This window comes from Microbispora corallina, assembly GCF_016863035.1.
Classification (GTDB): Bacteria; Actinomycetota; Actinomycetes; order Streptosporangiales; family Streptosporangiaceae; genus Microbispora; species Microbispora corallina.
On record NZ_BOOC01000017.1, the window covers coordinates 39,600 to 60,752 of the forward strand.

The 21,153-nt window shown below is 73.3% G+C and carries 24 protein-coding genes; 9 read left to right on the forward strand and 15 right to left on the reverse strand.

Annotated features, from left to right (window positions below):
* Positions 1 to 84: 84 nt before the first annotated feature.
* A complete protein-coding gene (locus Mco01_RS39805; protein ID WP_275410526.1) occupies positions 85 to 207 on the reverse strand; it encodes a hypothetical protein in 123 nt (40 codons plus the stop codon).
* Positions 207 to 467 (reverse strand): SAV_915 family protein, encoded by a 261-nt coding sequence (locus tag Mco01_RS19185; RefSeq protein WP_204058271.1) that lies wholly within the window; start codon positions 465 to 467, stop codon positions 207 to 209. Before Mco01_RS19185 ends, Mco01_RS39805 begins: the two co-directional genes overlap by 1 nt.
* 371 nt (positions 468 to 838) lie before the next feature.
* Between Mco01_RS19185 and lysA the strand changes: the two genes are divergently transcribed.
* The 3 genes from lysA to Mco01_RS19200 all read left to right on the forward strand — a co-directional run bounded on the left by lysA (position 839) and on the right by Mco01_RS19200 (position 4,664).
* Complete coding sequence (lysA, locus tag Mco01_RS19190) at positions 839 to 2,167, forward strand: diaminopimelate decarboxylase (protein WP_204058272.1); 1,329 nt, start codon at positions 839 to 841, stop codon at positions 2,165 to 2,167.
* A 161-nt stretch (positions 2,168 to 2,328) separates the two neighbouring features.
* A complete protein-coding gene (locus Mco01_RS19195) occupies positions 2,329 to 4,149 on the forward strand; it encodes an APC family permease (RefSeq protein ID WP_204058273.1) in 1,821 nt (606 codons plus the stop codon).
* Positions 4,150 to 4,160: 11 nt separating this feature from the next.
* Positions 4,161 to 4,664 (forward strand): hypothetical protein, encoded by a 504-nt coding sequence (locus Mco01_RS19200; protein WP_204058274.1) that lies wholly within the window; start codon positions 4,161 to 4,163, stop codon positions 4,662 to 4,664.
* A gap of 122 nt (positions 4,665 to 4,786) precedes the next feature.
* Here Mco01_RS19200 and Mco01_RS19205 read toward each other — a convergent pair whose 3' ends face one another.
* Positions 4,787 to 5,257, reverse strand: a complete 471-nt coding sequence (locus Mco01_RS19205) for a hypothetical protein (RefSeq protein WP_204058275.1) — start codon at positions 5,255 to 5,257, stop codon at positions 4,787 to 4,789.
* Positions 5,258 to 5,467: 210 nt separating this feature from the next.
* Between Mco01_RS19205 and Mco01_RS19210 the strand changes: the two genes are divergently transcribed.
* The gene (locus tag Mco01_RS19210) at positions 5,468 to 5,659 is read left to right on the forward strand and encodes a DUF4236 domain-containing protein (protein WP_204058276.1); all 192 of its coding nucleotides are present in this window, start codon (positions 5,468 to 5,470) and stop codon (positions 5,657 to 5,659) included.
* Positions 5,660 to 5,733: 74 nt separating this feature from the next.
* Here Mco01_RS19210 and Mco01_RS19215 read toward each other — a convergent pair whose 3' ends face one another.
* The 4 genes from Mco01_RS19215 to Mco01_RS19230 form a co-directional block, all read right to left on the reverse strand.
* Positions 5,734 to 6,744: an acetamidase/formamidase family protein gene (locus Mco01_RS19215; protein WP_204058277.1), complete on the reverse strand. Its 1,011-nt coding sequence runs from the start codon at positions 6,742 to 6,744 to the stop codon at positions 5,734 to 5,736.
* Entirely contained in the window at positions 6,741 to 8,156 is a 1,416-nt protein-coding gene (locus Mco01_RS19220) for an APC family permease (protein ID WP_204058278.1), read from the reverse strand. Before Mco01_RS19220 ends, Mco01_RS19215 begins: the two co-directional genes overlap by 4 nt.
* Positions 8,157 to 8,328: 172 nt before the next feature.
* Positions 8,329 to 9,051 carry a DinB family protein gene (locus tag Mco01_RS19225; RefSeq protein ID WP_204058279.1) on the reverse strand — a complete coding sequence of 241 codons (723 nt, stop codon included), beginning with the start codon at positions 9,049 to 9,051 and terminating at the stop codon, positions 8,329 to 8,331.
* A gap of 41 nt (positions 9,052 to 9,092) precedes the next feature.
* The gene (locus Mco01_RS19230; RefSeq protein WP_204058280.1) at positions 9,093 to 10,187 is read right to left on the reverse strand and encodes a substrate-binding domain-containing protein; all 1,095 of its coding nucleotides are present in this window, start codon (positions 10,185 to 10,187) and stop codon (positions 9,093 to 9,095) included.
* Positions 10,188 to 10,237: 50 nt separating this feature from the next.
* On the opposite strand from Mco01_RS19230, the gene Mco01_RS19235 reads away from it, so the two are divergent.
* From Mco01_RS19235 to Mco01_RS19245, 3 genes are all read left to right on the forward strand, one after another.
* On the forward strand, positions 10,238 to 10,720 hold the full coding sequence (locus tag Mco01_RS19235; RefSeq protein WP_204058281.1) for a MarR family winged helix-turn-helix transcriptional regulator: 483 nt from the start codon (positions 10,238 to 10,240) through the stop codon (positions 10,718 to 10,720).
* Between the two features lie 71 nt (positions 10,721 to 10,791).
* Positions 10,792 to 11,568, forward strand: a complete 777-nt coding sequence (locus Mco01_RS19240; RefSeq protein ID WP_204058282.1) for an SAM-dependent methyltransferase — start codon at positions 10,792 to 10,794, stop codon at positions 11,566 to 11,568.
* Between the two features lie 24 nt (positions 11,569 to 11,592).
* Positions 11,593 to 12,327 (forward strand): TetR/AcrR family transcriptional regulator, encoded by a 735-nt coding sequence (locus tag Mco01_RS19245; RefSeq protein ID WP_204058283.1) that lies wholly within the window; start codon positions 11,593 to 11,595, stop codon positions 12,325 to 12,327.
* A gap of 82 nt (positions 12,328 to 12,409) precedes the next feature.
* Here the strand turns inward: Mco01_RS19245 and Mco01_RS19250 are convergent, their stop codons facing one another.
* From Mco01_RS19250 to Mco01_RS19260, 3 genes are all read right to left on the reverse strand, one after another.
* Complete coding sequence (locus Mco01_RS19250) at positions 12,410 to 12,694, reverse strand: DUF427 domain-containing protein (protein WP_036333428.1); 285 nt, start codon at positions 12,692 to 12,694, stop codon at positions 12,410 to 12,412.
* A gap of 85 nt (positions 12,695 to 12,779) precedes the next feature.
* Positions 12,780 to 13,718: a PfkB family carbohydrate kinase gene (locus Mco01_RS19255; RefSeq protein ID WP_204058284.1), complete on the reverse strand. Its 939-nt coding sequence runs from the start codon at positions 13,716 to 13,718 to the stop codon at positions 12,780 to 12,782.
* 99 nt (positions 13,719 to 13,817) lie between these two features.
* Positions 13,818 to 14,438 (reverse strand): TetR/AcrR family transcriptional regulator, encoded by a 621-nt coding sequence (locus Mco01_RS19260; RefSeq protein ID WP_204058285.1) that lies wholly within the window; start codon positions 14,436 to 14,438, stop codon positions 13,818 to 13,820.
* A 169-nt stretch (positions 14,439 to 14,607) separates the two neighbouring features.
* Between Mco01_RS19260 and Mco01_RS19265 the strand changes: the two genes are divergently transcribed.
* Both Mco01_RS19265 and Mco01_RS19270 read left to right on the forward strand, forming a co-directional pair.
* Entirely contained in the window at positions 14,608 to 15,375 is a 768-nt protein-coding gene (locus Mco01_RS19265) for an SDR family NAD(P)-dependent oxidoreductase (protein WP_204058286.1), read from the forward strand.
* Positions 15,376 to 15,442: 67 nt separating this feature from the next.
* Entirely contained in the window at positions 15,443 to 16,630 is a 1,188-nt protein-coding gene (locus Mco01_RS19270) for an MFS transporter (RefSeq protein WP_204058287.1), read from the forward strand.
* Between the two features lie 125 nt (positions 16,631 to 16,755).
* Here Mco01_RS19270 and Mco01_RS19275 read toward each other — a convergent pair whose 3' ends face one another.
* From Mco01_RS19275 to Mco01_RS19295, 5 genes are all read right to left on the reverse strand, one after another.
* The gene (locus Mco01_RS19275; protein ID WP_239103738.1) at positions 16,756 to 17,829 is read right to left on the reverse strand and encodes an ADP-ribosylglycohydrolase family protein; all 1,074 of its coding nucleotides are present in this window, start codon (positions 17,827 to 17,829) and stop codon (positions 16,756 to 16,758) included.
* Positions 17,826 to 18,548, reverse strand: a complete 723-nt coding sequence (locus Mco01_RS19280; protein ID WP_204058288.1) for a GntR family transcriptional regulator — start codon at positions 18,546 to 18,548, stop codon at positions 17,826 to 17,828. Before Mco01_RS19280 ends, Mco01_RS19275 begins: the two co-directional genes overlap by 4 nt.
* Positions 18,545 to 19,114, reverse strand: coding sequence for a cysteine hydrolase family protein (locus Mco01_RS19285; protein WP_204058289.1), 570 nt, complete (start codon positions 19,112 to 19,114; stop codon positions 18,545 to 18,547). Before Mco01_RS19285 ends, Mco01_RS19280 begins: the two co-directional genes overlap by 4 nt.
* Positions 19,111 to 20,604 (reverse strand): purine-cytosine permease family protein, encoded by a 1,494-nt coding sequence (locus Mco01_RS19290; RefSeq protein ID WP_204058290.1) that lies wholly within the window; start codon positions 20,602 to 20,604, stop codon positions 19,111 to 19,113. The genes Mco01_RS19285 and Mco01_RS19290 overlap by 4 nt, the downstream gene beginning before the upstream one ends.
* A 68-nt stretch (positions 20,605 to 20,672) precedes the next feature.
* Entirely contained in the window at positions 20,673 to 21,119 is a 447-nt protein-coding gene (locus Mco01_RS19295; RefSeq protein ID WP_204058291.1) for an ester cyclase, read from the reverse strand.
* Positions 21,120 to 21,153: the final 34 nt, after the last annotated feature.

Genomic DNA, 21,153 nt, shown 5'->3' on the forward strand with positions numbered 1-21,153 from the left:
GGGCTTCCTCCGGCATCCCTCAGAATGCCGACCAGACTTCCCGGCTCACCAGGTCACCACGGTACAGGATGAGCGATCAGGTCATTAACGCCCGCACACGCACATACTTCCCTCGTCGCCGGACGGCTCGGGGTCGTCGTCCTGGCCGGAGCCGTCCGCCGGGTCCTGGCGGGTGTCCGCCGCGAGGTCCTGCCCGAGCGCGCACATCACGCGCTCCTAAGGGCCGGGCGGCTCATGGTCCCGGCCGGGTCGACGACGACGCCGACGACGTCCAGGTCCTTGATCAACGCGCGGAGCGCGGGCTCGCCGAGGCGGACCCACGGCTGCTCCTGGCCCAGCACCCGGGCCAGCTTCAGTGGCGAGGTGAACGCCACGGACGTCCTCTTGCCCGAGGCGGTCCGGAACAGGCGGAGGGCCAGGGTGGTCGTCCCGGGGCGGACGGGCACGTACAGCGGATCTCGCGACATCAGGGGTCTTCGTCTCCGTTCGGAAGCACTACATGGGCGACGCTAGGCCGTTCCGCGCCTCCGGGAGCCGTCCCTGACGGAATCCCGACGCCGCGGGCCCCGACGCTGACGCGAACCTGATGCCCGCCGCGGGCGGCGCGGCCCGCGCGCCCGGCCCGCACGCCCGGCATGGAAGGCGGCACCGTGAGGGGGACGTAAGGCGCGCGTCAGGGTTGGCGCGGCGGCCGTCAGAGAACCGTCACGATGCCGCTGAACAGGGAAGTCGCCGCCTAGCGTCGGTGTCGTCGCCATCGGCGCCGCGGCACGCGCCGTCCCCGGGCCACCGCCCGCAGCGCCCCGCGGCACCGCCCCTACCACCTCGTGAGGACGACATGACTCTGCTGATCACACCTCCGCGGACCCCGGAGACGGCGACCGGCCCGTGGCCGGCCACCATGCGCTTCACCGCGGGCGGGCGGGCCGCGCTCGGCGGCGTCGACCTCATGGAGGTCGTCCGGCGCTTCGGCACTCCGGCGTACGTGATGGACGAGGCGGACGTCCGGCTGCGCTGCCGGGCCTACCGGAGCGCGCTGCCCCGTGCCGAGATCGCGTACGCGGCCAAGGCGTTCTGGTGCCGCGCGATGGCCGCCTGGGTGCGGTCGGAGGGGCTGTCCCTCGACGTGTGCTCGGCCGGCGAACTGGCCGTGGCGCGCTCCGCAGGCTTCCCCGCCGACCGGATCATCCTGCACGGCAACGCCAAGACCCCGGCGGACCTGCGGGCGGCCGTGGACGAGCGGGTCGGCCGCGTCGTGATCGACGACATCGCCGAGATCAACCGTCTCGCCGCCCTCGTGCCCGCCGGCACCCGGCAGAAGGTGCTGGTGCGGGTGATCCCCGACATCGAGGCCGGGGCCCACGCGGCGATCCGCACGGGCGGCGAGGACCACAAGTTCGGGCTGTCGATCGGGGGCGGGGCCGCGGGGGAGGCCGTGAGCCGGATCCTCGCCCAGCCGCGCCTGGAGCTGGTCGGCCTGCACTGCCACCTCGGGTCCCAGATCGCCGACGCCGCGCCGTACGAGGAGGCCGCGCGCGTGCTCGTGGAGCAGCTGGCCCGCATCAGGGACGCCCACGGTGTCGTGCTTCCCCAGCTGGACCTCGGCGGCGGCCACGCCATCGCGTACACGAGCGGGCAGACGGGCCTGGCCCCCGCCCGGCTCGCGGCGGTGGCCGCGTCGGTCGAGGAGCGCAGCGCCGGGATCGGCCTGCCGGTCCCGCGGCTCACGTTCGAGCCCGGCCGCGCCGTCAGCGGGCCCGCCGGGGTGACGCTCTACCGGGTGATCGCGGTCAAGAAGGGGCTGCGCCGCACGTACGTCGCGGTCGACGGCGGCATGAGCGACAACCCCCGGCCCGCCCTGTACGGCGCGCCGCACGAGGTGCGCATGATCGGCCGGGCGAGCCTCGCGGGCGAGCGCGAGTACATGGTGGTCGGCCACCACTGCGAGTCGGGCGACACGCTGGCCGAGGCCGTCCGCCTGCCCGCCGACGTCCGGCCGGGTGACGTGCTCGGGGTCGCCGCCACCGGCGCCTACAACCACACGATGGCCTCGACGTACAACATGACCGGCCGCCCGCCGGTCGTCGCCGTGAGCCGCGGCGCCGCCCGCCTGGTCGTCCGCCGTGAGGGCGTCGACGACCTGCTGCGGCGCGACGTCGGCCTCTGAGCCGGGCCCGCGGACGTCCGGACGGCGCCGCATCCGGGCTCCGCCCGGCGTCAGGGCGGCGTAGGGAATCGTCTTCCCGGCGTCAAGGACCCGTACGGGCGTCCGGCCGCACACAGGACACCAGGTGACGATGGGGACGTATCCCCAACCAGGAGAAAGCGATGTCGACACTGACGGCTCCGGCTCCCGCCTCCGGTCCCAAGGAGCCCCCCGATAGCTCCGAAAGGCACCGGCTGAGCGTCGCCGGCGGGCTCGCGGCCCTGTCCCTGGACGCGCTGGCGTCCGTCGCGTACGGCCCCGAGGCCATCGTCCTCGTGCTCGCCCTCGCGGGCGGCGCGGGCATGGGCTTCACGATGCCGGTCACCCTGGCCATCGCCCTCCTGCTCGCGGTGCTCACGCTGTCCTACCGCCAGGTCATCGCCGCGTTCCCCGGGGGCGGCGGCGCGTACGGCGTGGCCAAGACGTACTTCGGGCGGCGGACCAGCCTCGTGGCCGCGGCGTCGCTGCTCATCGACTACGTCCTCAACGTGGCCGTCTCGGTGGCCGCGGGGGTGGCCGCGCTGACCTCCGCCGTCCCGGCGCTCCTGCCGTACACGGTCTGGCTGTGCCTGGCCGTGCTCGCCCTCGTCACCGCCGTCAACCTCCGGGGCATCGCGCACAGCGCCCGCGCCTTCATCGGGCCCGCGGTCGTGTACGTCGGCGCGATCCTGCTGGTCGTGGTGGCCGGGCTGCTCAGGAGCGCCCCGGCGGTCCCGCCGGCGCACGTGGCCCAGGCGCACAACCTGGAGACGGTCGGCGTGCTGCTCCTGCTGCGCGCCTTCGCCAACGGCTGCGCCGCGCTCACCGGCGTGGAGGCGATCGCCAACGCCGTCCCGTCGTTCCGCCGGCCGAGGGCGCGGCGGGCCCAGCGGGCCGAAGTGGCCCTGGGTGCCCTGCTCGGCGCGATGCTCGTCGGCGTCGCCGCGCTCATCGGCAAGTTCTCCATCACCCCGGTGCCGGGCGTGACCGTCCTCGCCCAGGTGACCAAGGCGTCGCTCGGCGACGGGCCGCTGTTCTACGTGGTCCAGCTGTCCACGGTGGTGCTGCTCGCGCTCGCCGCCAACACCTCCTTCGGCGGCCTGCCCGTGCTGGCCCGGCTGCTGGCCGAGGACAACAACCTGCCGCACGTGTTCGCCCTGCAGGCCGACCGGCAGGTCCACCGGTACGGCATCGCGTTCCTCTCCGCGGCCTCGGCCGTCCTCCTGGTCGCGGCGGGCGGCGCGATGAACGCGCTGGTCCCGCTGTTCGCGATCGGGGTGTTCGTCGGTTTCACGATCTCTCAGGCCGGCATGGTGCGGCACTGGGCCGGCTCCCGCCCGGCCGGATGGCGGTGGCGTGCGGCCCTGAACGGCTCCGGCGCGCTGCTGACGCTGGTGGCGGCCCTCGTGGTGACGGCGTCGAAGTTCGGCGAGGGCGGCTGGCTCGTCGCCGTCGCGCTCCCGCTGATCGTCGCCGCCATGAGCTGGGTCAACCGCTGTTACGCCCGCATCGGGCGGCGGCTGGAGCTGGGCCGCACGCCCGCCCCGCCCCGGCCGCGCCGCTCCCTTGTGGTCGTGCCCGTGCAGACGGTCAACCGTCTGGCCTGCGAGGCGCTCACGGCCGCGCTGTCCCTCGGCGACCGGGTCGTGGCCGTCCACATCGCGCAGCCGGGCGAGGAGCGGGAGGCCCGCCGCTTCGCCGAGGACTGGGAGCGGTGGCACCCCGACGTGGAGCTCGTCCAGCTCGCCGACGAGCGCAGGCGGCTCGACCAGCCCCTGGTCGGCTACCTCGCGAACGTCCCCGAGCCGCACGTGTTCGTCCTCATCGCCGAGGTCGAGCCCGAGCACGCCTGGGAGCGGATGCTGCAGAACCAGCGCGGCGCCGTGCTCGCCCGCGCCCTGCGCCGCCGCACCGACGCCGTCGTCTGCCGCATGCGCATGCGGGTCGGACCCGCGACCGCCTGACGGGACGGGACATGCACACCTCATCCGAGGGGCGCGGCCTCATGGCCGCGCTCCTGCTGATCGTCGCCTGCGCGACCAGCGCCGTCGCCGGCTGCGTCCTGATCCGCGAGGCGGACGGCTGGGACGCCGATCACCGGAGGGTGACCGCCCAGGTCGTCCGCGTGCTGCGGGTTCCCGTCGCCGCGGCGCGGCCGGCCCCCGTGCCCGGCGCCGTCGCGGAGCTCGCCTGGACCGGCAGGGACGGCCGCCCGCGCACCGGGAGGACGGTCCTGCCGTCCGCCCACGCCCCGGGGGACCGGGTCGAGCTCTGGGTGGACGCCCGCGAGACTCCCGCGTCCGGCCCCCCGCCCGTCGGGCTGGTCGTCCTGGTGGCCCTGCTCGGGGGGCTGAGCGCGGCCGGAGGTCTCTGGGCGGCCGGACACCTCGCACGGCACGGGCGGCAGGCCTGGACGGCGCGGCGTGCCGTGGCCGGCTGGGAGGGCGAGTGGCGCGCGATCGCTCCCCGCGGGCGCTGACCCACGGTCGCGCTGCCTGAGCGCTGACTGGTCGCACTCCGTGGGCGCTGACGCGCGACCGCCCCCGCGGGCGTTGACGTGATCGCGGTCCGCCGGCGCTGAGGCGCGAGCGCGGATCGGCCTCAGGCGGCGCGGCCGCCGTCGTCCCGGACGGCGGACGGGGCCGGGTGGAGGCGGCCGAGCAGGACGGGAGCGCGACGGGCCTCCCGCCGTGCCCTCCACCGGGCGCGGGCCGCGCGGGCGCGGCGGCGGGACCGCACCAGGCCGGGCAGCAGCCCGAGGACGGCGCCCCCGAGGCCGGCCGCGCCGAACGCGCCCAGCCTGGCCGCGTCCACCCCGGACATCGTCAGCTCTCCCGCGCCGTTCACCAGGAACCCGGTCGTGAGCATCCATCCGATGACCGCCGTCGCCGCCCCGGCGGCCGGGCGGCGCGCGACGGCGGCGAACGCCCCGGTGACGAGGACCATCGCCGTCACCCGCGCCGGCGCGCCGTGGAGGACGGGCGCGACGGCGGCGCAGGCCGCCGTCGTCACCGCGCCGCCAGTGGGGAGGAGGATCTCGAGCGGGGTCGCCGAGCCGCTGCGCGGGCGCATCGTGCCGTCCTTGCCTGTCCGTACGGGGAGGGGATGCCCCCATCGAATCGCGGGCCGGCGGCCGTGACAGGCCCCGCATACGGCATCCGTACGGCGAGGGGCCGGGTCCTGACGCGTCCTTGACGAGGCGCGGGAACCCGGCGGCTTTACTCCATGTTTGCCGTCCGGGCCGTGGGTAGTTGATCGTGCGTCACACCCACGGAGGGACAGATGGGCTGGAGTTACCGTAAGGCGATCAAGCTGGGGCCGTTCCGCCTCAACCTGTCGAAGAGCGGTGTCGGGCACAGCTACGGCGGTCGCGGCTTCCGCGTCACCAAGACCGCCGACGGGCGGCGGACCCTGACCGTCAACCTGCCCGGCGGGTTCCACTGGAAGAAGACGCTGAGCGGCAGCCGCGAGTAACACGGCCGCCCCGCACGACGAGGGGCCCGCCGCCCGGGGACGGACGGCGAGCCCCTCGTGCCTGTCGCGGCCGGTCAGCGGGAGGACAGGTACTCCGCGCCGAGCGCCCGCAGGCGCGCGTGGGCAGAGCCGTACACCTCGGGCCCGCCCAGGTACGCCTTGGGCAGCTTGGCGACCATGGTGTAGTTGGTGTCGCAGACGTTGCCGACCGGCGCCTCGCCTCCCTGGCTGACGAGCTGGTAGGCGTCCAGCTCGTCGAGCCCGGTGAGCGCGGCGGTCCACGTGACCAGGTCGTGCTGGCTCACCCGGTAGGCGTCCTCCAGCGGGCGGGCCGAGCCCGTCGACATCAGGTGGTCGTCGTCCTCCAGCCGCGGCCAGGGCGTGACCGCCCCCTTGATCAGCTCGACCGCGACGACCGTGTTCATCGCGGCCTCCACGGCCGTGCCGCATACCTCGCCGTGGCCCTGCCGGCAGTGGCCGTCGCCGATGGCGAACAGCGCGCCCGGCACGTTCACCCCCAGGTAGACCGTGACCCCGGCGCGCAGCTCCGGGGTGTCCATGTTGCCGCCGTGCGCGTCGGGGGTGATGGTCATCCGCGCCTCGTTCGCGGCCGGGGCCACCCCCACCGTGCCGTGCATGGGGTCGAGCGGCATCTCGACGGAGAAGTCCCCCCGCCGGGCCTGGTAGCGGACGGTGCGCTTGGCGGCGTCGACCTCGTACAGCCAGACCAGCTCCTCGAGCGGCGGCTGCAGCGTCGCCGTGGTGTGGGTGCTCGTCAGCGCGCCGAAGTGCGGGAACGTCGTGGACACGGCCCAGTCGCGGGCCGGCTCGATGGAGACGAAGTGCAGCGCCAGCGTGTCGCCGGGCTCGGCGCCCTCCACGTGGAACGGCCCGGTGACCGGGTTCAGGTACGGGAACTCGCACACCTTCGAGGGGAGGTCGTCGAGCCCCCGCACCCGGCCGCCGAAGCAGTCCTCCGTGTACAGCTCCAGGACCGTGCCCGGCTCCACCCGGCCCACGGCCGGGCGGCCGCCGAAGGTGTAGGACAGGTCCCCGGGCTCGGGGCGGTAGGACACGACGTTCACTCGGCGGCCTCCGTGGTCATGGCGGACAGGGTGGGGCGCCGGCCCATCAGGTAGGACCCGGCGAGGATGATCGCGCCGATCGCCAGCCAGACGAACCCGAGCACCTGGGCGGCCACCTTGGCGTTGATCACGACGTACAGCAGGATCAGGAAGCCGATCGCCGGGGCCGCCAGATGGCGCCACCAGTCCCGGCTGCCGTTGCGGACGACGTAGTGGACGACGACCGACACGTGCAGGGCGAGGAAGGCGGTCATCGCGCCGAAGTTCACGAGCGAGCTGAGCAGCGGGATGCCGTCGTCGCGGGAGGCCATGTAGAGGCCGAGGACGAGGGAGACGGCGGCCACCACGAACGTCGCGTTGACCGGCACCTTGTGCCGCGGGTGCACCTTGCGGAGGAAGCTCGGCAGCTGCCGGTCGCGGGCCATCGCGAACAGCAGGCGCGAGGTGGCGGCCTGCGCGACCAGGGAGTTCGCGAAGCCCCAGGCCACGGCCGTCGCGACGGCGGTGAGCACGCTCAGCCAGTGGCCGCCGGCGTACTCGGCCGTGTCGTAGAACGCGGTGCCCGCCGGGTCGCCCTTGGCCAGCAGCTCGTCGCGTCCCGGGGCGAGCAGCGCGGCGACCCAGGTCTGCACCACGAACAGCGCGCCCGCGAGCGCCAGCGCCATGACCATCGACCGGCCGAGGCGCCGGGTGTTCTCGCGGCTCTCCTCGGCGAGCATCGAGATGCCGTCGAACCCGAGGAACGACAGCACGGCCACCGACACCGCTCCGAAGACCAGCGGCCAGGAGAACGTCGAGGAGTCGAACAGCGGGCTCAGCGCGCCGCCGTGGCCCTTGCCCTGCGCGAGCGCGACCAGGCCGACGACCAGGAAGATCGCCAGCACGATCATCTCGGCGATCAGCATGATCTTGTTCATCCGGGCCGTCATCTCGATGCCCAGGTAGTTGACCACCGTGTTGAGCACGATGAAGCCGATCAGCCAGACCCAGATCGGCACCGCGGGCACGAACGACGTCATGGCGGCGCTGGCGACCAGGTACAGCAGGGCGGGCACCAGCACGTAGTCGAGCAGGATCACCCAGCCGGCGAGGAAGCCGACGGGGGCGGCGATCCCCCGGCCCGCGTACGTGTAGACCGATCCGGCCATGGGGAACGCCCGGGCCATCTGGGCGTACGACAGGGCGGTGAACGCCATGGCGGCCAAGCCGATGACGTAGGCGAGCGCCACCATGCCGCCGGAGGCCTGGAACACGCTGCCGAAGATGCCGAACGGCGCGATCGGCACCATGAAGATCAGGCCGTAGATGAGCAGGTCGACGTAGCTGAGCGAGCGCTGCAGCTCCTGCTTGTAACCGAAGCGCTCGACGCCGGCGTCGTCGACCGGCGGGGACGCCTCAGAAGGGGAGGACATGGATGACTCCTTAACGCACGGGGCAGAGCCGTACGATAGGGCCATTCCTTGAAAACGAAAAGATTTCTCCTGGAAGATTTACGCGACGGTCATGTCAGACCTCGGTCGATGCGTGACGCTTCGGCCTCGCGTGATGCTTTACACGATCACGGCGAGCCCCTCATCACCTCGCCTACGGAGCCGCCCGACGTGACAGCTTGTCCAGGTCGCGCACGCAGAAACCGTGGTGGTGCCATTCCTCGTTGAGCACAGTGCCGAGGCATTGCCGCACGCGCCGGCCCTTGGCATACGGGGGCCATCTGTCGTCGTCCGGCACCGGGGCGGGCTTCGCGAGCTGTTCGGGTGTGACCTCGGCGAGCCACGCCTCAATCTCCGACGCCTGCCGATCGCGCACGGTCAGCACTTCGTCGAGACCCGGCCGGGCGGACCCGTCCAGCCCCAGCCCCTCCTGATCCGGCACGTACGGAGCTGCCAGTCCCAGCGCCGTGAACGGCTCGGTCAGCCCGAGCACGCAGCGCCGGAACCACGAGTCGTGCACGAAGACGAGATGCCGCAGGGTCTCGACCATCGACCACTCGCCGTCGACGCGGAGATCCTCGCTGCCCTCGGCCATCGACCCGGCCCGCTCGGTGGTCGTCGCCCACGCCTTCCGCAGCTGTCGCCAGGCCTCGCGCAGGTCGTCCGGTTCATCGGAACGGATCAGCAGCCGCACCGGGTGCCGGCGGTCGAGCTCCGCCTCGACGTACGACGTCACCTCCACGCCGTTGACCACCAGGTTGGTGACCAGACCGTCGATCTCGACGTCCTGCATGACCACACCGACCAGCCGCGCCCTGCTCAGGTCGCACTCGCGGAACTCCGCGCCCGTGAGGTCCTCGTCGTTGAAGCGTCGCATACGGACAGACTAAGCCGGGGTCACGACGAGGGCGGTCCCGGTCAGGCGGAGGTGACGAGGTCGAAGTCGAGCCCGTCGGCCCGGCCGACGTAGACGCGCTGGCGGACGCGCCGGCCCCGCAGCGTCAGCGGCCCGCGCCCGGTCGTGATCGTCGTGCCGTCGGCCGCGGCGTCCAGCGCCGGGACGGCGACCGTGCCCGCCCGGTCCGCGAGGGCCGCCAGCATGAGGACGCCCTCGTAGCAGCCGTGCCCGTGACCGTTCAGCAGGGGCGCGTCCGGCCCGAACGCGCCCGCGTAGCGCTCGCCGAGCCCCAGGTTCGCGTCGGTGCCGATGGCGCCGAAGTAGCCCATCGCGGCGTACAGTTCGCCGGTCGCGTCGCCCCCGATGGCGAGCAGCCCGTGCTCCTCCAGCGCCCCGCACAGCCGGGCGCAGCCGAGCCCGCTCGCCGCGAACGCCCGGTTGAAGGCGATGAGGTCGGTGCCGATGAGCGTGAGCAGCACCGCGTCCGGCCGGGCCGCGGCGAGCTCCTCGAACAGCGGCTCCACGGCGGCCGTCCCGGACGGGACCAGCCGCTCCCCGACGACGGTCGCCGAGCGGGCGGCCAGATGCGCGCGGGCCGACGCGTGCACCAGGCGCGGCCACACGTAGTCGTTGCCGAGCAGGAACCAGCGCCGGGCCCGCCGGTGCTCGATGAGCCAGTCGAGGCCGGGCCCGACCTGGAGCGACGCGGGCTCGCCGAGGTAGTAGACGCCCCGCCCCGGGGCCGTCCCCTCGTACGGCGGCGTGTAGACGAAGGGGGCGGTCCCGTCGAGCGACCGCTCGACGGCGAGGCGCACGTCGCTGGCGTGGGTGCCGACGACGGCCTGCACGGCGTCCTCGCGCACCAGCTCGGCGATCTCGCGGGCGACCTCGGCCGGGCCGCGGCCGCCGTCCACGAGCACCAGCTCGACCTGCCTGCCCAGGATCCCCCCGGCCGCGTTGACCTCGTGCGCGGCGAGCATGGCACAGTTGATCGCCGACGGCCCGAGCAGCCCGAGCACGCCGGAGACCGGCACCACCAGTCCGACGCGGAACGTGCCGGCCCTCATCAGGTGAGCTTCCAGAGGGTCGATGACCACTGTGACAGGATCGGTCACGGGCACGAGTATCCTCCTCGGGCGCGATCAGACGAAGGGAGCCCTCGGTGGTGACGGCTGGACCCGGCGGCGGGCGCGCTACCCCCCTCCCACAGGACGCCGAGCCGTCCACCGGGCTCGGCTCCTCTCTGGCGTACCTGCTCAGTCGGGCCGAGCGGAGCGTCAACCGGGCGCTGTCCGCGGCCCTGGCCGCTGAGGACGTCTCGGTCGAGCAGTGGCGGATCCTCCAGGCGCTCGCCGACGGCCGGGGCCACTCCATGGGCGAGCTCGCCGAGGCCGCGCTCATGCCCCACCCCACGCTGACCAAGGCCGTGGACCGGCTGGTGGAGCGGGCCGTCGTCTACCGCGGGCACGACCCGGCGGACCGCCGCAAGGTCGCCGTCTTCCTGGCCGGCCGGGGAAGCGATCTGCTCGGCCGTCTGGAGGCCGGGATCGCCGAGCACCACCGGGCCATCCTCGCGGCGTACGGCCCGGAGCGCACCGGGCGGCTCATGCGCGATCTGGAACTCCTCGTCCGCGCCCTCGAGGGCTGACCGCCGCCTCGGTAAGATCGTCGGCCCGTACGGCCGGTCCGCGGCCGGCGAGGCCGCGAACGAGGAGAGCGATGGAGACCAGGGCGACCGCCGCCGGCATCTACAACTACCTGCTGGGCGGCGACGCGTGGAGCGCGGCCGACCGGGCCGCGGCCGACCGCGTGCTCGCGGTGTCGGCCGAGTCGCGCGTGGTCGCCCGGCGCAACCGCGACTTCCTCGTGAACGCGGTCCGGTACGTCGCCGGGCAGGGCGTGCGGCAGTTCCTCGACCTCGGGTCGGGGCTCCCCGACGGCACGAACGTGCACCAGATCGCCCAGGCCGTCCAGCCGGGCGCGCGCACCGTGTACGTCGACAACGACGCGCAGGTCCTGCCCCACGCGCGGCGGCTGATCGAGGGCGACCCGGACACGGCGTACGTCCACGCGGACCTGCGCGAGCCCGCCGCCGTCCTCGGGCACCCGGACACGCGGCGCCTGCTCGACCTGTCGCGGCCGGTGGCGCTGCTGATCGTGTCCGTCCTCCACCACGTCCCGGACGAGGACGACCCGTACGGCGCCGTGGCCGCCCTCGTCGGCGCGCTCGCCCTCGGCAGCCACCTCGTGGTCTCGCACTCCTCGCTCGACCTGGACGCCCTCGACCCCGAGGTGCGGGAGCGCGTCGTCGCGAGCAACGCGACGATGAGGGTCCCGGTGACGTTCCGGGGCGCGGACGAGGTCGGCCGGTTCTTCTCCGGCACGCGGCTCGTCGAGCCGGGGCTCGTGTACGTCGAGCAGTGGGCGCCGGGACGAGCGCTGCCGCGCGAGCCGATCCCGCTGGACATGCTCGCCGGCGTCGGCGTCAAGCTCTGACGCTATAGGTTTTACTATAGCGAGATGGACACGGACCTGCGGGCCGCCGGGGGAGCCTCGGCTCGGGACCGCCTGCTGCTGGCCGCCGCCCAGCTCCTGGAGAGCGGCGACCGGTCGTTCTCGACGAGGGCGGTGTGCGACCTGGCCGGGGTGAAGGCGCCCACGCTGTACCACCACTTCGGCAACAAGCAGGGCCTCGTCGACGCCGTGCTCCTGCACGGCTTCACCCAGTACGTGTCTCCGTCCGGGTCGCCGGAGGCGTCGAGCGACCCCGTGCGGGACCTGCGCCACGGCTGGGACCGGCACGTCGAGTTCGGCCTCGACCACCCCAGCTTCTACACACTCCTGTACGGCGGGGTCGAGCCGGGCCGGCCGTGCACGGTGACGGCCCCCGCCACCGACATGCTGGTCCGGCTGCTCGACGAGGTCGCGCGGCGCGGGCTGCTGCGGGTGCCTCCGGCCGAGGCGGCCGCGCAGATCCTCGCGGCGAACGTCGGCGTGACGCTGAGCCTGATCGCCCAGCCGGAGGGCGAGCGCGACCTGCGGCTGTCCGAGCGGGTGCGGGAGGCGGCGCTGGCCGGGGTGCTGGCCGGGGTGCTGACCGGCCCCGGCGAGGGACGCGCTCCGGAGGGCGACGGTCCCACCCGGGCGACGGCGGCCATCGCGCTCGCCGCCGCCGTCGAGAGGGACGGCTCCGGCCTCACACCGGGGGAGTCGCTGCTGCTGCGCGAACTGCTGGCCCGCCTGGGCGGGGCCTGACCCGGCCTCGGCCGGTGACGCCGGGACCAGGGTCCGCTCAGGACATGGCCGGACTCGGGGGTGGCGGCTCAGGGGTGACGGCTCAGGGGGTGACGGTGACGCCGCGCCAGAAGGCGATGCGGCCGGTGATCTCGCGGGCCGCGTCCTTCGGCTCCGGGTAGTACCAGGCGGCGTCGGCGTTGGTCCGGCCGTCGACCTCGATCGAGTAGTAGGAGGCCGTGCCCTTCCACGGGCAGACGGTGTGGGTGTCCGACTCCCGCAGCAGGCTCGCGTCGACCGCCTCGCGGGGGAAGTAGTGGTTGCCCTCCACGACCACCGTGTCGTCGCTCTCCGCGATGACCGCGCCGTTCCATGTCGCCTTGGCCATGTCGTAGGACTCCGCTCTTCGGGCCGGGTGCGTACACCGTCCACCGTAGCCGGGGCCGCGGGCGCCGAAGCCGCCGCCGTACGGCTCAGGAGGGAGCGGCCGGCCGGGCGGCGAGGAAGCGGGCGAGGTCGGCGGCCCGGGGCGCGGTGGCGGGACCGCGCGCGGCGACCGCGAGGGCGGCCCCCGCGTTCGCGACGCGGGCGGCCTCCAGCGGATCGGCTCCGGCGGCGAGCGCCGCGACGAAGACACCGGTGTGGGCGTCCCCGGCGCCGTTGGTGTCGACCGCGCGGACGGCGAAGCCCGGCACGTGAAGAGGGACGTCGCCGCTGCGGACGAGGAGGCACCCGTCCCGGCCCGTGCGGACCAGGACGCCCCGCCTGCCGGTGAGCCGGGCCAGCGCGGCGGCCGCGGCGGCCGGATCGTCCTCGCCGGTGACGGAGGCGGCCTCACGGGCGTTGCAGGTCCACCAGTCGGCCCGCGCGAGCAGCAGCCCCCGCGCGTCGTCGCCGAGGAGGTGGACGAGCGGCCCCGGGTCGACGACGACGGAGACCTCGTCCCCCAGGGAAGGCAGCCAGCCGGACAGCGCCTCCCGGTTGCTCGGGTGCAGCATGCCGTACCCGGAGACGGCGACGACGTCGCGCGGCCCGGGGCGTACGGCGGCGAGGTCGTCGAGGGTGAGGGCGGCCTCGGCGCCGCGGCTGGTGAGGAAGGTGCGCTCGCCCCCGGCGTCGACGACGCTGACCGCGAAGCCCGTGTCCACGCCGGGCTTGGCGGGACGCAGGACCGCGATGCCCTCGTCGCGCATGGCCGCGCGGACCCGGTCGCCGAAGGGCCCGGTGCCGTGCGCCCCCGCGTACGCGACCCGCAGGCCCTGCCGGGCGGCGGCCGCCATGACGTTGAAGCCGCCGCCGGGAGTGATCTCGGTGGCGGTCGCCAGGACGTCGCCGCCGCGTTCGGGCAGCGCGGGCACCGCGAGCACGATGTCGACGACCGCGTTTCCCGCGTAGATCAGCCGGGCGTCCACGGCGTCACCCGCCCGTCAGGAGCGGACGTCCCCGCCCGGTGGGCGGAGGCCGACGCGGGGGATCGGGGCGCGACGGGACGAGTCCAGCTCCCCTGGGAGTCAACGGGTCGGGCAAGAGCCGCCCTCCGGGGTCAGGAGCCTCTCGGCGATCGCGCGAGCCTGACGTGCGGGGCCCTGAGCGCCGAGAGCCTGAACCGAGGCGTAGACACCCTCCATGATCAGAATCAGGTGGTCGGCGAGGCCGGCCGAGCCGGCCACCCCCTGGGACTCCGCCAACTGGTCGACCAGCTCCACCATGCGCGCATGAGTCCACTTCTTCAGGTCCACGGCGTGCCGATGGCAACCGGCTTCGGATTGGGGATACTCGGCCAGGGTCATGAGGAAGGGGCATCCCCTGCTGACGTGGGGTTGAGTCTGGGCGATGAGCTCGTCGAACAGGGCGAGGATCCGATCGCGGGGGCTGCGGCCGTCAGCCCGCGTCGCCTTCATGAACCATTCCCGGTAGTCGTTCTCCGTACGTTCGACGTACGCGGTGACGAGATCGTCTTTCGACGGGAACAGCCGGTAGAGCGTCATGGGAGCGACCCCGGCCTCGGCGGCGATCCGATCCACCCCGACGGCGCGGATGCCGTTCCAGTAGAACAGGCGGCGCGCGACCTCCAGCACATGTTCGCGGGTCTCTGCGGATGTGCGTCGCCTACGAGCGTCCGAGCTGCTCATGAGGACAGTCTAGTCATGTTAGGGAAGGTCCCCTAATGGTGCTCGGCGGAGGCACCCGATCCGGTTGCCCATCAATGGCGGGCGTGTGTACGCTCTTGTTAAGTAACGTTCCCTAACAACACGGCGGACCGTCACATCGAGGTTCCCTCCCAGAACGAAGGACATTCGCATGTCAGGTCTCACAGGCAAGACCGCGCTGGTGACAGGGGCATCGCGCGGCATCGGGCGGTCCATCGCCGAACGTCTGGCGGCTGAAGGCGCGCTCGTGGCGGTGCACTACGGCAGCAATGAGGGCGCCGCGAAGGACGTTGTGAATGCGATTCATACCGCCGGCGGACGCGCCTTCCCCGTACGCGCCGAACTCGGCGTGGACGGGGATGTGGACACGTTGTTCACCGGTCTCGAGGAAGGCCTCGCGGGCAGACCGCTGGACATCCTGGTGAACAACGCCGGCTTCATCGACTACGACGCGACCGTCGACTCCGTCACTCACCAGCAGTTCGAGCGCCTGTTCGCGGTCAACGTGCGGGCACCGCTGTTCATCACCCAGCGGGCACTCACGCTGATGCCCGACGGCGGTCGCATCATCAACATCTCGTCAGGCGTGACGTGGTTCGCGATCCCGGAAATCGTCTACGCCATGACGAAGGGCGCCATCAACGTGTTCAGCCGTTCACTCGCTCACACTCAAGGCGTCCGCGGCATCACCGTGAACACGGTGTCCCCGGGTGTCACCGAGACCGATATGAACGGCTGGCTGAGCGACCGCGACGCGGCGAAGGCCATCGGTGATCTGACAGCGCTCGGCCGGCCCGCGAAACCGGCCGATATCGGGGACGCGGTCGCCTTCTTCGCCTCGGAGGACGCGCGCTGGATAAGCGGTCAAACCCTTGAAGTCAACGGTGGTCTCTTCCTGGGGCCTCGCGTCCAGCGATAGACGCGGGCGCGATGCGCTCGGGGCGCGTGACGTCACTTCAGGAAGTCCTGGCATTGGGGAGGGCGACATGAGCATCACCGCGACACCACAGACGCAAAAGCGGGCCGGTCCGGCCTTGGCCGCCCTGTTCCTGGGAACGTTCGTCATGGGCATGGCGGAGTTGCTGGTCGTCGGTGTGCTGGATCTGATCGCGAAGGATTTCGAGGTTTCACTCAGCAGCACCGGCACGCTCGTGACCAGCTACGCGTTCGGGCTCGCTGTGGGCGGCCCCATCTTGACCGCGCTGACGATACGCCTGAGCCGCCGCAGGCTGTTGTTGTTCGCGATGGCGGCCTACGTGCTCGGCAACGTCGTCATGGCGCTCGCAGGACACTTCGCGGTGCTGCTCGCGGCGAGGGCTGTGACAGGGGCGGTGCAGGGTCTTTTCATCGGCGTCGCCTTCGCGGTGGGGGCGAGCGTCGTGACTCCGGATCGAATGGGCAGGGCGATCTCCATCGTCATCGGGGGCGTCGCCGTATCCATCGCCCTGGGTGTTCCGATCGGCACGTTGATAGGCCAGGGGCTCGGCTGGCGCGGCGCCTTCCTCGCCGTCGTAGGACTGGGTCTGGTCGCGCTGGTCGCGCTTGTGGCTTTGGTTCCGGCGGTGACCGCCACCGGTGTGGAAGGACTGCGTGCTCAGGCGCGATTCGCGCTCGCGCCTCGGGTGCTGGCGATGCTGGTCGTCGGCTTCCTGCTGCTGGGAGGGCAGTACGCCGCGCTGACGTACATCACCCCCTTTCTGCAGCAGGTCACGGGGGTGTCCGGAGCCTGGATCAGCGCGTTTCTGCTGGCGTACGGTGTGGCCACCGCCGTGGGCGCGTTCGCCGGGGGCTGGGCGGCCGATCGGAACGCGGCAAGGACCCTGGGGCTGGCCAACCTGGTGCTCGTCGGCGCGCTGGGCGCCCTGTGGCTGAGCGGCGCCGTCCCCGTGCTGGTGGCACTGGCCCTGCTGGTCTGGGGACTGGTCGGATTCGGGCTGGTGCCCTCGTTGCAGTACCGGGTGGTCGACCTCGCCGGTCCCGGTCGTGATCTGGCCGCGACTCTTCCGGCTTCGGCGGTCAACACGGGGATCGCGGTCGGGGCGCTCGCCGGCGGCTGGAGTCTCGACAGTTTCGGGCCGGCGTCCGTGGTTGTGACGGGCTTGCTGGTATGCCTCGTGGCTCTGCCGGCGACCTGGGCGAGTGGCCTTCTGAAGGTTCGCCCGCAGGGCAGCTGAGAGCTCGGGCCGTGCAGGGGAGCCTCGACGCCCTGGAGACGGCGATCTGGAACCGCCGCTGCGCGGCCCTGGGGCGAGGGCGATCAGCCGGAGCCTTCACTGTGACGGCTGGGGCGGCGGCACGTTCATCCGTCCGGGCGCGCCTTCGCCCGCAGGGCCAGGAGAGCGGCGGCGGTCTCGTCGAGCGGCAGGGCGTTCGCCGTGGCGACGAGGCGGCGCGCGCCGGCGGGGAACGCGGCGACGCCGTGGCACGCGCCGGCGACCGCTCCCGCGACTGCGGCGATAGTGTCGCAGTCGCCGCCGACGGACGCGGCCAGCCGGACGGCCCGCCACGGGTCGTCGCGGCACGCCGACAGGATCGCGAACGCCGCGGGCACCGACTCCTGGGCCGCGAGGCTCGTGCCGACGAGTGTGTAGACGCGGTCGCACACCTCGTCGCCGGGCAGGCCGTCGACCAGCGTCGTCGCCCAGGCGATCCGGGCGGCGACGTCGGCCCCGGCGACCCAGTGCCCCCGCCGCGCGCCCAGGGCGGCCGCGGCCCGCGCGGCCCGCACGGCCTCGGCCACGGTCGCGCCGTCGATCCCGGCGCTGACCGCCGCGGCCACGGCGGCGGCGGCCGCCAGGGCGACCCCCGTGTTGTGGGTGAGTTTGCTGACGTCGACCACCCGGTCCACCAGGACGTCGAGGTCCGAGGACGGCACGGCCACGCCGACCGGCGTGATCCGCATCGCCGCGCCGTTGGTGTCGCCGTACCGGCCCGCCTCGTCGACGCTCGCCCCGGCCAGCACCCGGGAGACGGCCCGCTTCGTGGAGGGGCCGAGGAGGTCGAGCGACCCGCGGGCGCGCATGGAGTCCTCCCACGCGACCAGCCGCCGCGCGAGCTCCGCGGGGTCGGCCGTCCCGTGCCCGTCGAGGAGGAGGCCGGCCACCAGCATGGCCTGCTCGGTGTCGTCGGTCACGGCGCCCGCCGGCATCCCCGCGGCCAGGGGATGATCGGGCGGCGCCGGGTGGAAGCCGTCCACGACGGGCCCGTACCGCTCGACGACGAGCGGGCGGGGCAACATCTGCGTCGGCATGCCGAGCGCGTCGCCGATCGCGAGCCCGTACAGAGCCCCCGCCGCCCGCGCCTCCTGGTCCGGCGGCGTCGTGCGGAGGCCGGCGCCGGGCCCCGGCCCCTCGTCGTACGGTGCGGGGGTCACGAGAGCCCGCTCTCGCTGAAGGTGAGGAAGAGCTCGAAGTGGTCCGGGTCGAGGAGGCTCTCGACGTCCTCGGCGAAGGCGCCGCCGGCGGACCAGCTCGTCCGGCGGGTGGTGAGGAACCAGGCGCCGGCCTCCCGGCCGAGCAGGCCGGCCTCGCGGCCGTCGAGCCGGCGGCCGCCCATGCGCTGCTCCCCGTGGTCGGGACGCAGGCCCGCCCGGCTCAGCTCCTCGGTCAGCGAGCCGCCGTCGAGGCCGCGCTCGGGAAGGTCGCGCAGGCCGTCCACGGCCGGGAGGCAGCTGCGCTCGTAGGACACGACGCCGCCCCCGGCCACCTCGCGGAGCCGCTCGACCACGACGACCTCGGGTGAGGACAGGTTCAGTCGTTCGGCGAGCGCGTCATCCCGCCGCATGGCGACGGTCAGGACGCGCACCCGGGTCTCCACGCCCTGGGCGGCGAGCGCGCGGGCCCAGCCGAGCCGGGTGTCGAGGGGGCGGCCGTCGAACAGGACGAACGAGCCCTTGCCGGTCCGCGTGGTGATCAGCCCGGCCTCGTTGAGCTCGGCGAGCGCCGATCGGACCGTGGTGCGGCTCACGCCGAAGCGCCGGGCGAGGGTCGTCTCGCCCGGGAGCCTGCTGCCGTGCGGCACCCGGCCGGAGCGGATCTCCCGCTCCAGCGTGATCAACACCCGCTGGTGCTTGGGACGTCCGACGTCGGTCACCGGCCCCCCTCCGGGGCGGCGAGCGCGCCGATCACGTCGTCCACGGTCACCACCCTGATCAGCGGGCCGTACAGCCGCATGACGTCCAGCGCCCTGCGGTGGGCGTCGTCGTCGACCCCGGCGCAGGCGTCGGCGGCGACGTGGACCTCGACGCCCGCGTCGGCCGCCGCGAGGGCGGTCGACAGGACGCAGCAGTCGGTGGACACGCCGGCCAGCACGAGCGGCCGGTCCCCGACGGCGGCAGCCAGGGCGGGGGTCCACTTGCCGAACGTCACGGCGTCGACGGTCGGCCCGGCCTGGGCCGCGAACGCGTCGACGATCCGGTAGAGGGGGGAGCCGGGCGGCTCCAGCGCGAACGGCCACTGCTCGTAGTAGGCGACCCAGGCGCCGGACGGGACGTCCGGGGCGATGAACCGGGTGAACGTCACCCGGGGGGCCAGCGCCTCCACGAGCCGCCGTACGGGCTCGACCGTCTCGGCGAAGCGGGGGGTGAACCAGGGGCTGTCGGGGTCGGCGAACACGTTCTGCATGTCGACGACCGCCAGCCAGGGAGCCCGAGACGTCACGCCCGCGCCTCCTCCGGCGCCGGGGCCTGGCTCTCCTGGACACGCACGCCCGGCCGTCCCAGGAGCAGCGTCGCCGCGAACCCCAGCGCGAGCGCGACGAACACGCCCAGGTTGGCGTACGCCCAGGAGCCGTCCCTGCCGCCGAGCCCGAGCGGGCCCAGCAGGTAGCCCTGCCACTTCAGCCACCCGGCGGCGCCGTTGGTGACCAGGCCCCAGCCGGCGACGGTGGCGACGACGAGCACCGCGACGGGCAGCGCGCGGACGTCGCCGTACCGGCCGGACGGGCGGTAGAGGTCGGTCTCGTCGTAGTCGCGGCGGCGCAGCGCGATGTCGGCCAGCATGATCCCGCACCAGGCCGCGACCGGTACTCCGAGCGTGATGAGGAAGCCCATGAACGGCCCGAGGAAGTCGCCGGAGACGAAGACGATGTAGATCGTGCCGAGGATCATGATCACGCCGTCGACGAAGGCGGCGACGTACCGGGGCACCGGCAGGCCCGCCGCGAGCAGCGCGAGGCCGGAGGAGTAGATGTCGAGCACCGCGCCGCCGACCAGGCCGAGCACCGCGACCAGCGCGAACGGGACGAGGAACCACGTCGGCAGGATCGTCGTGAGCGCTCCGATGGGGTCGGCGGCGATGGCGCCGTTGAGCTTGTCGTCGGAGCCCGCGAGCAGCAGGCCGAACACGAGCAGGACGAGCGGCGCCAGCGACGCACCGAACGTGGTCCACCCCACGACCCCGCGACTGGAGGAGGCCCTCGGCAGGTAGCGCGAGTAGTCGGCCGCCGCGTTCACCCAGCCCAGCCCGAACCCGGTGGCCATGAACACGAGCGTGCCGATGAGCTCCTGCGCCGAGCCGGAGGGGACGGACGAGACCGCTCCCCAATGGATGTGGCCGGCCACGAGCACGACGTAGACGACCGTCAGGACGCCGGTGACGACCGTGATCATGGTCTGCAGGCGCATGATCACGTCGAAGCCCATGACCCCGGCGACGACGATCAGCACGCTCACCAGGACGAGCGCGCCGACCTTCGTGGCGGTGCCGCCGCCCAGCCCCAGCCGCGAGAACACGGTCGCGGTCGCGAGCGTGGCGAGCGCCGTGAGGACGGTCTCCCAGCCGACGGTCAGGATCCAGGAGATCGCCGAGGGCAGGCGGTTGCCGCGCACGCCGAACGCGGCTCGGCTGAGGACCATGGTCGGCGCCGACCCCCGCTTGCCGGCCACCGAGATCAGCCCGCAGAGCAGGAAGGAGAAGACGATCCCGAGCGTTCCGGCGATCAGGGCCTGCCAGAACGAGACGTTGAACCCGAGCGCGAAGGAGCCGTAGCTGAGCCCGAGGATCGAGACGTTGGCCCCGAACCAGGGCCAGAACAGCTGCCGGGGCCGGCCCCTGCGCTCGGCGTCCCCGATCACGTCGATGCCGTGGGTCTCGATCCTCGCCTGCCGCGCCGCGGCGGGGACCGCGCCCGTGCCCTGTGTGTCCGTCATGGCACCCTACCTGTCTAGACCTGTTCAACGAACGGTAAGGGCAGGGCAACGCCGGCGCAAGAGGGCGTTCAGGGACGGTGGACGGGCGCCGGGCAGGAGAGCCCGAGCTGGGCGTACACCTCAAGCTGGTCGTAGAAGACCTGCTGGCTGACGATCAGGCCGTTCTCGACCCCGAAGACCCAGCAGACGCGGGCGGTGGCGCGGCGGCCGGTGCCCTGGAGGACCTCGCCGTCCGGCAGCGTGAACGGTCCGGTGTGCGTGCCTGCGGCCATGCTCGTGGCGGCGACCTCGTCGCCCTCCGTGATCGTCTGCCAGACGGTGAGCGTCACGTCCGGGAAGGCCGTCCAGATGAGCTCGTGGTAGGAGAGGATCTGGTCCCGGTTGTCGCTCTGCCCGGGAGGTCCCACGGAGGCCGCCTGCGGGGCGAAGCAGCTCAGGACCGCCTCCGGGTCGTGGGCGTTGTAGGCCGTGAAGAAACGGTCCACCACGCTCACCGCGTTCACCACGTCCGGCATGGGAAGCCTCCCTCCTGGGCGCGTGTCTCAACGG

What these genes read in the sequence shown, in the direction of transcription:
- Mco01_RS19260 (WP_204058285.1), bottom strand. Translation starts at nt 14,438, where the DNA reads ATGAGCAGCTCGGACGCTCGTAGGCGACGCACATCCGCAGAGACCCGC.
- Mco01_RS19245 (WP_204058283.1), top strand. Translation starts at nt 11,593, where the DNA reads ATGGACACGGACCTGCGGGCCGCCGGGGGAGCCTCGGCTCGGGACCGC.
- Mco01_RS19185 (WP_204058271.1), bottom strand. Translation starts at nt 467, where the DNA reads ATGTCGCGAGATCCGCTGTACGTGCCCGTCCGCCCCGGGACGACCACC.
- Mco01_RS19290 (WP_204058290.1), bottom strand. Translation starts at nt 20,604, where the DNA reads ATGACGGACACACAGGGCACGGGCGCGGTCCCCGCCGCGGCGCGGCAG.
- Mco01_RS19205 (WP_204058275.1), bottom strand. Translation starts at nt 5,257, where the DNA reads ATGCGCCCGCGCAGCGGCTCGGCGACCCCGCTCGAGATCCTCCTCCCC.
- Mco01_RS19240 (WP_204058282.1), top strand. Translation starts at nt 10,792, where the DNA reads ATGGAGACCAGGGCGACCGCCGCCGGCATCTACAACTACCTGCTGGGC.
- Mco01_RS19250 (WP_036333428.1), bottom strand. Translation starts at nt 12,694, where the DNA reads ATGGCCAAGGCGACATGGAACGGCGCGGTCATCGCGGAGAGCGACGAC.
- Mco01_RS19210 (WP_204058276.1), top strand. Translation starts at nt 5,468, where the DNA reads ATGGGCTGGAGTTACCGTAAGGCGATCAAGCTGGGGCCGTTCCGCCTC.
- Mco01_RS19220 (WP_204058278.1), bottom strand. Translation starts at nt 8,156, where the DNA reads ATGTCCTCCCCTTCTGAGGCGTCCCCGCCGGTCGACGACGCCGGCGTC.
- Mco01_RS19295 (WP_204058291.1), bottom strand. Translation starts at nt 21,119, where the DNA reads ATGCCGGACGTGGTGAACGCGGTGAGCGTGGTGGACCGTTTCTTCACG.
- Mco01_RS19270 (WP_204058287.1), top strand. Translation starts at nt 15,443, where the DNA reads ATGAGCATCACCGCGACACCACAGACGCAAAAGCGGGCCGGTCCGGCC.
- Mco01_RS19265 (WP_204058286.1), top strand. Translation starts at nt 14,608, where the DNA reads ATGTCAGGTCTCACAGGCAAGACCGCGCTGGTGACAGGGGCATCGCGC.
- Mco01_RS19225 (WP_204058279.1), bottom strand. Translation starts at nt 9,051, where the DNA reads ATGCGACGCTTCAACGACGAGGACCTCACGGGCGCGGAGTTCCGCGAG.
- lysA (WP_204058272.1), top strand. Translation starts at nt 839, where the DNA reads ATGACTCTGCTGATCACACCTCCGCGGACCCCGGAGACGGCGACCGGC.
- Mco01_RS19200 (WP_204058274.1), top strand. Translation starts at nt 4,161, where the DNA reads ATGCACACCTCATCCGAGGGGCGCGGCCTCATGGCCGCGCTCCTGCTG.
- Mco01_RS19195 (WP_204058273.1), top strand. Translation starts at nt 2,329, where the DNA reads ATGTCGACACTGACGGCTCCGGCTCCCGCCTCCGGTCCCAAGGAGCCC.
- Mco01_RS39805 (WP_275410526.1), bottom strand. Translation starts at nt 207, where the DNA reads ATGTGCGCGCTCGGGCAGGACCTCGCGGCGGACACCCGCCAGGACCCG.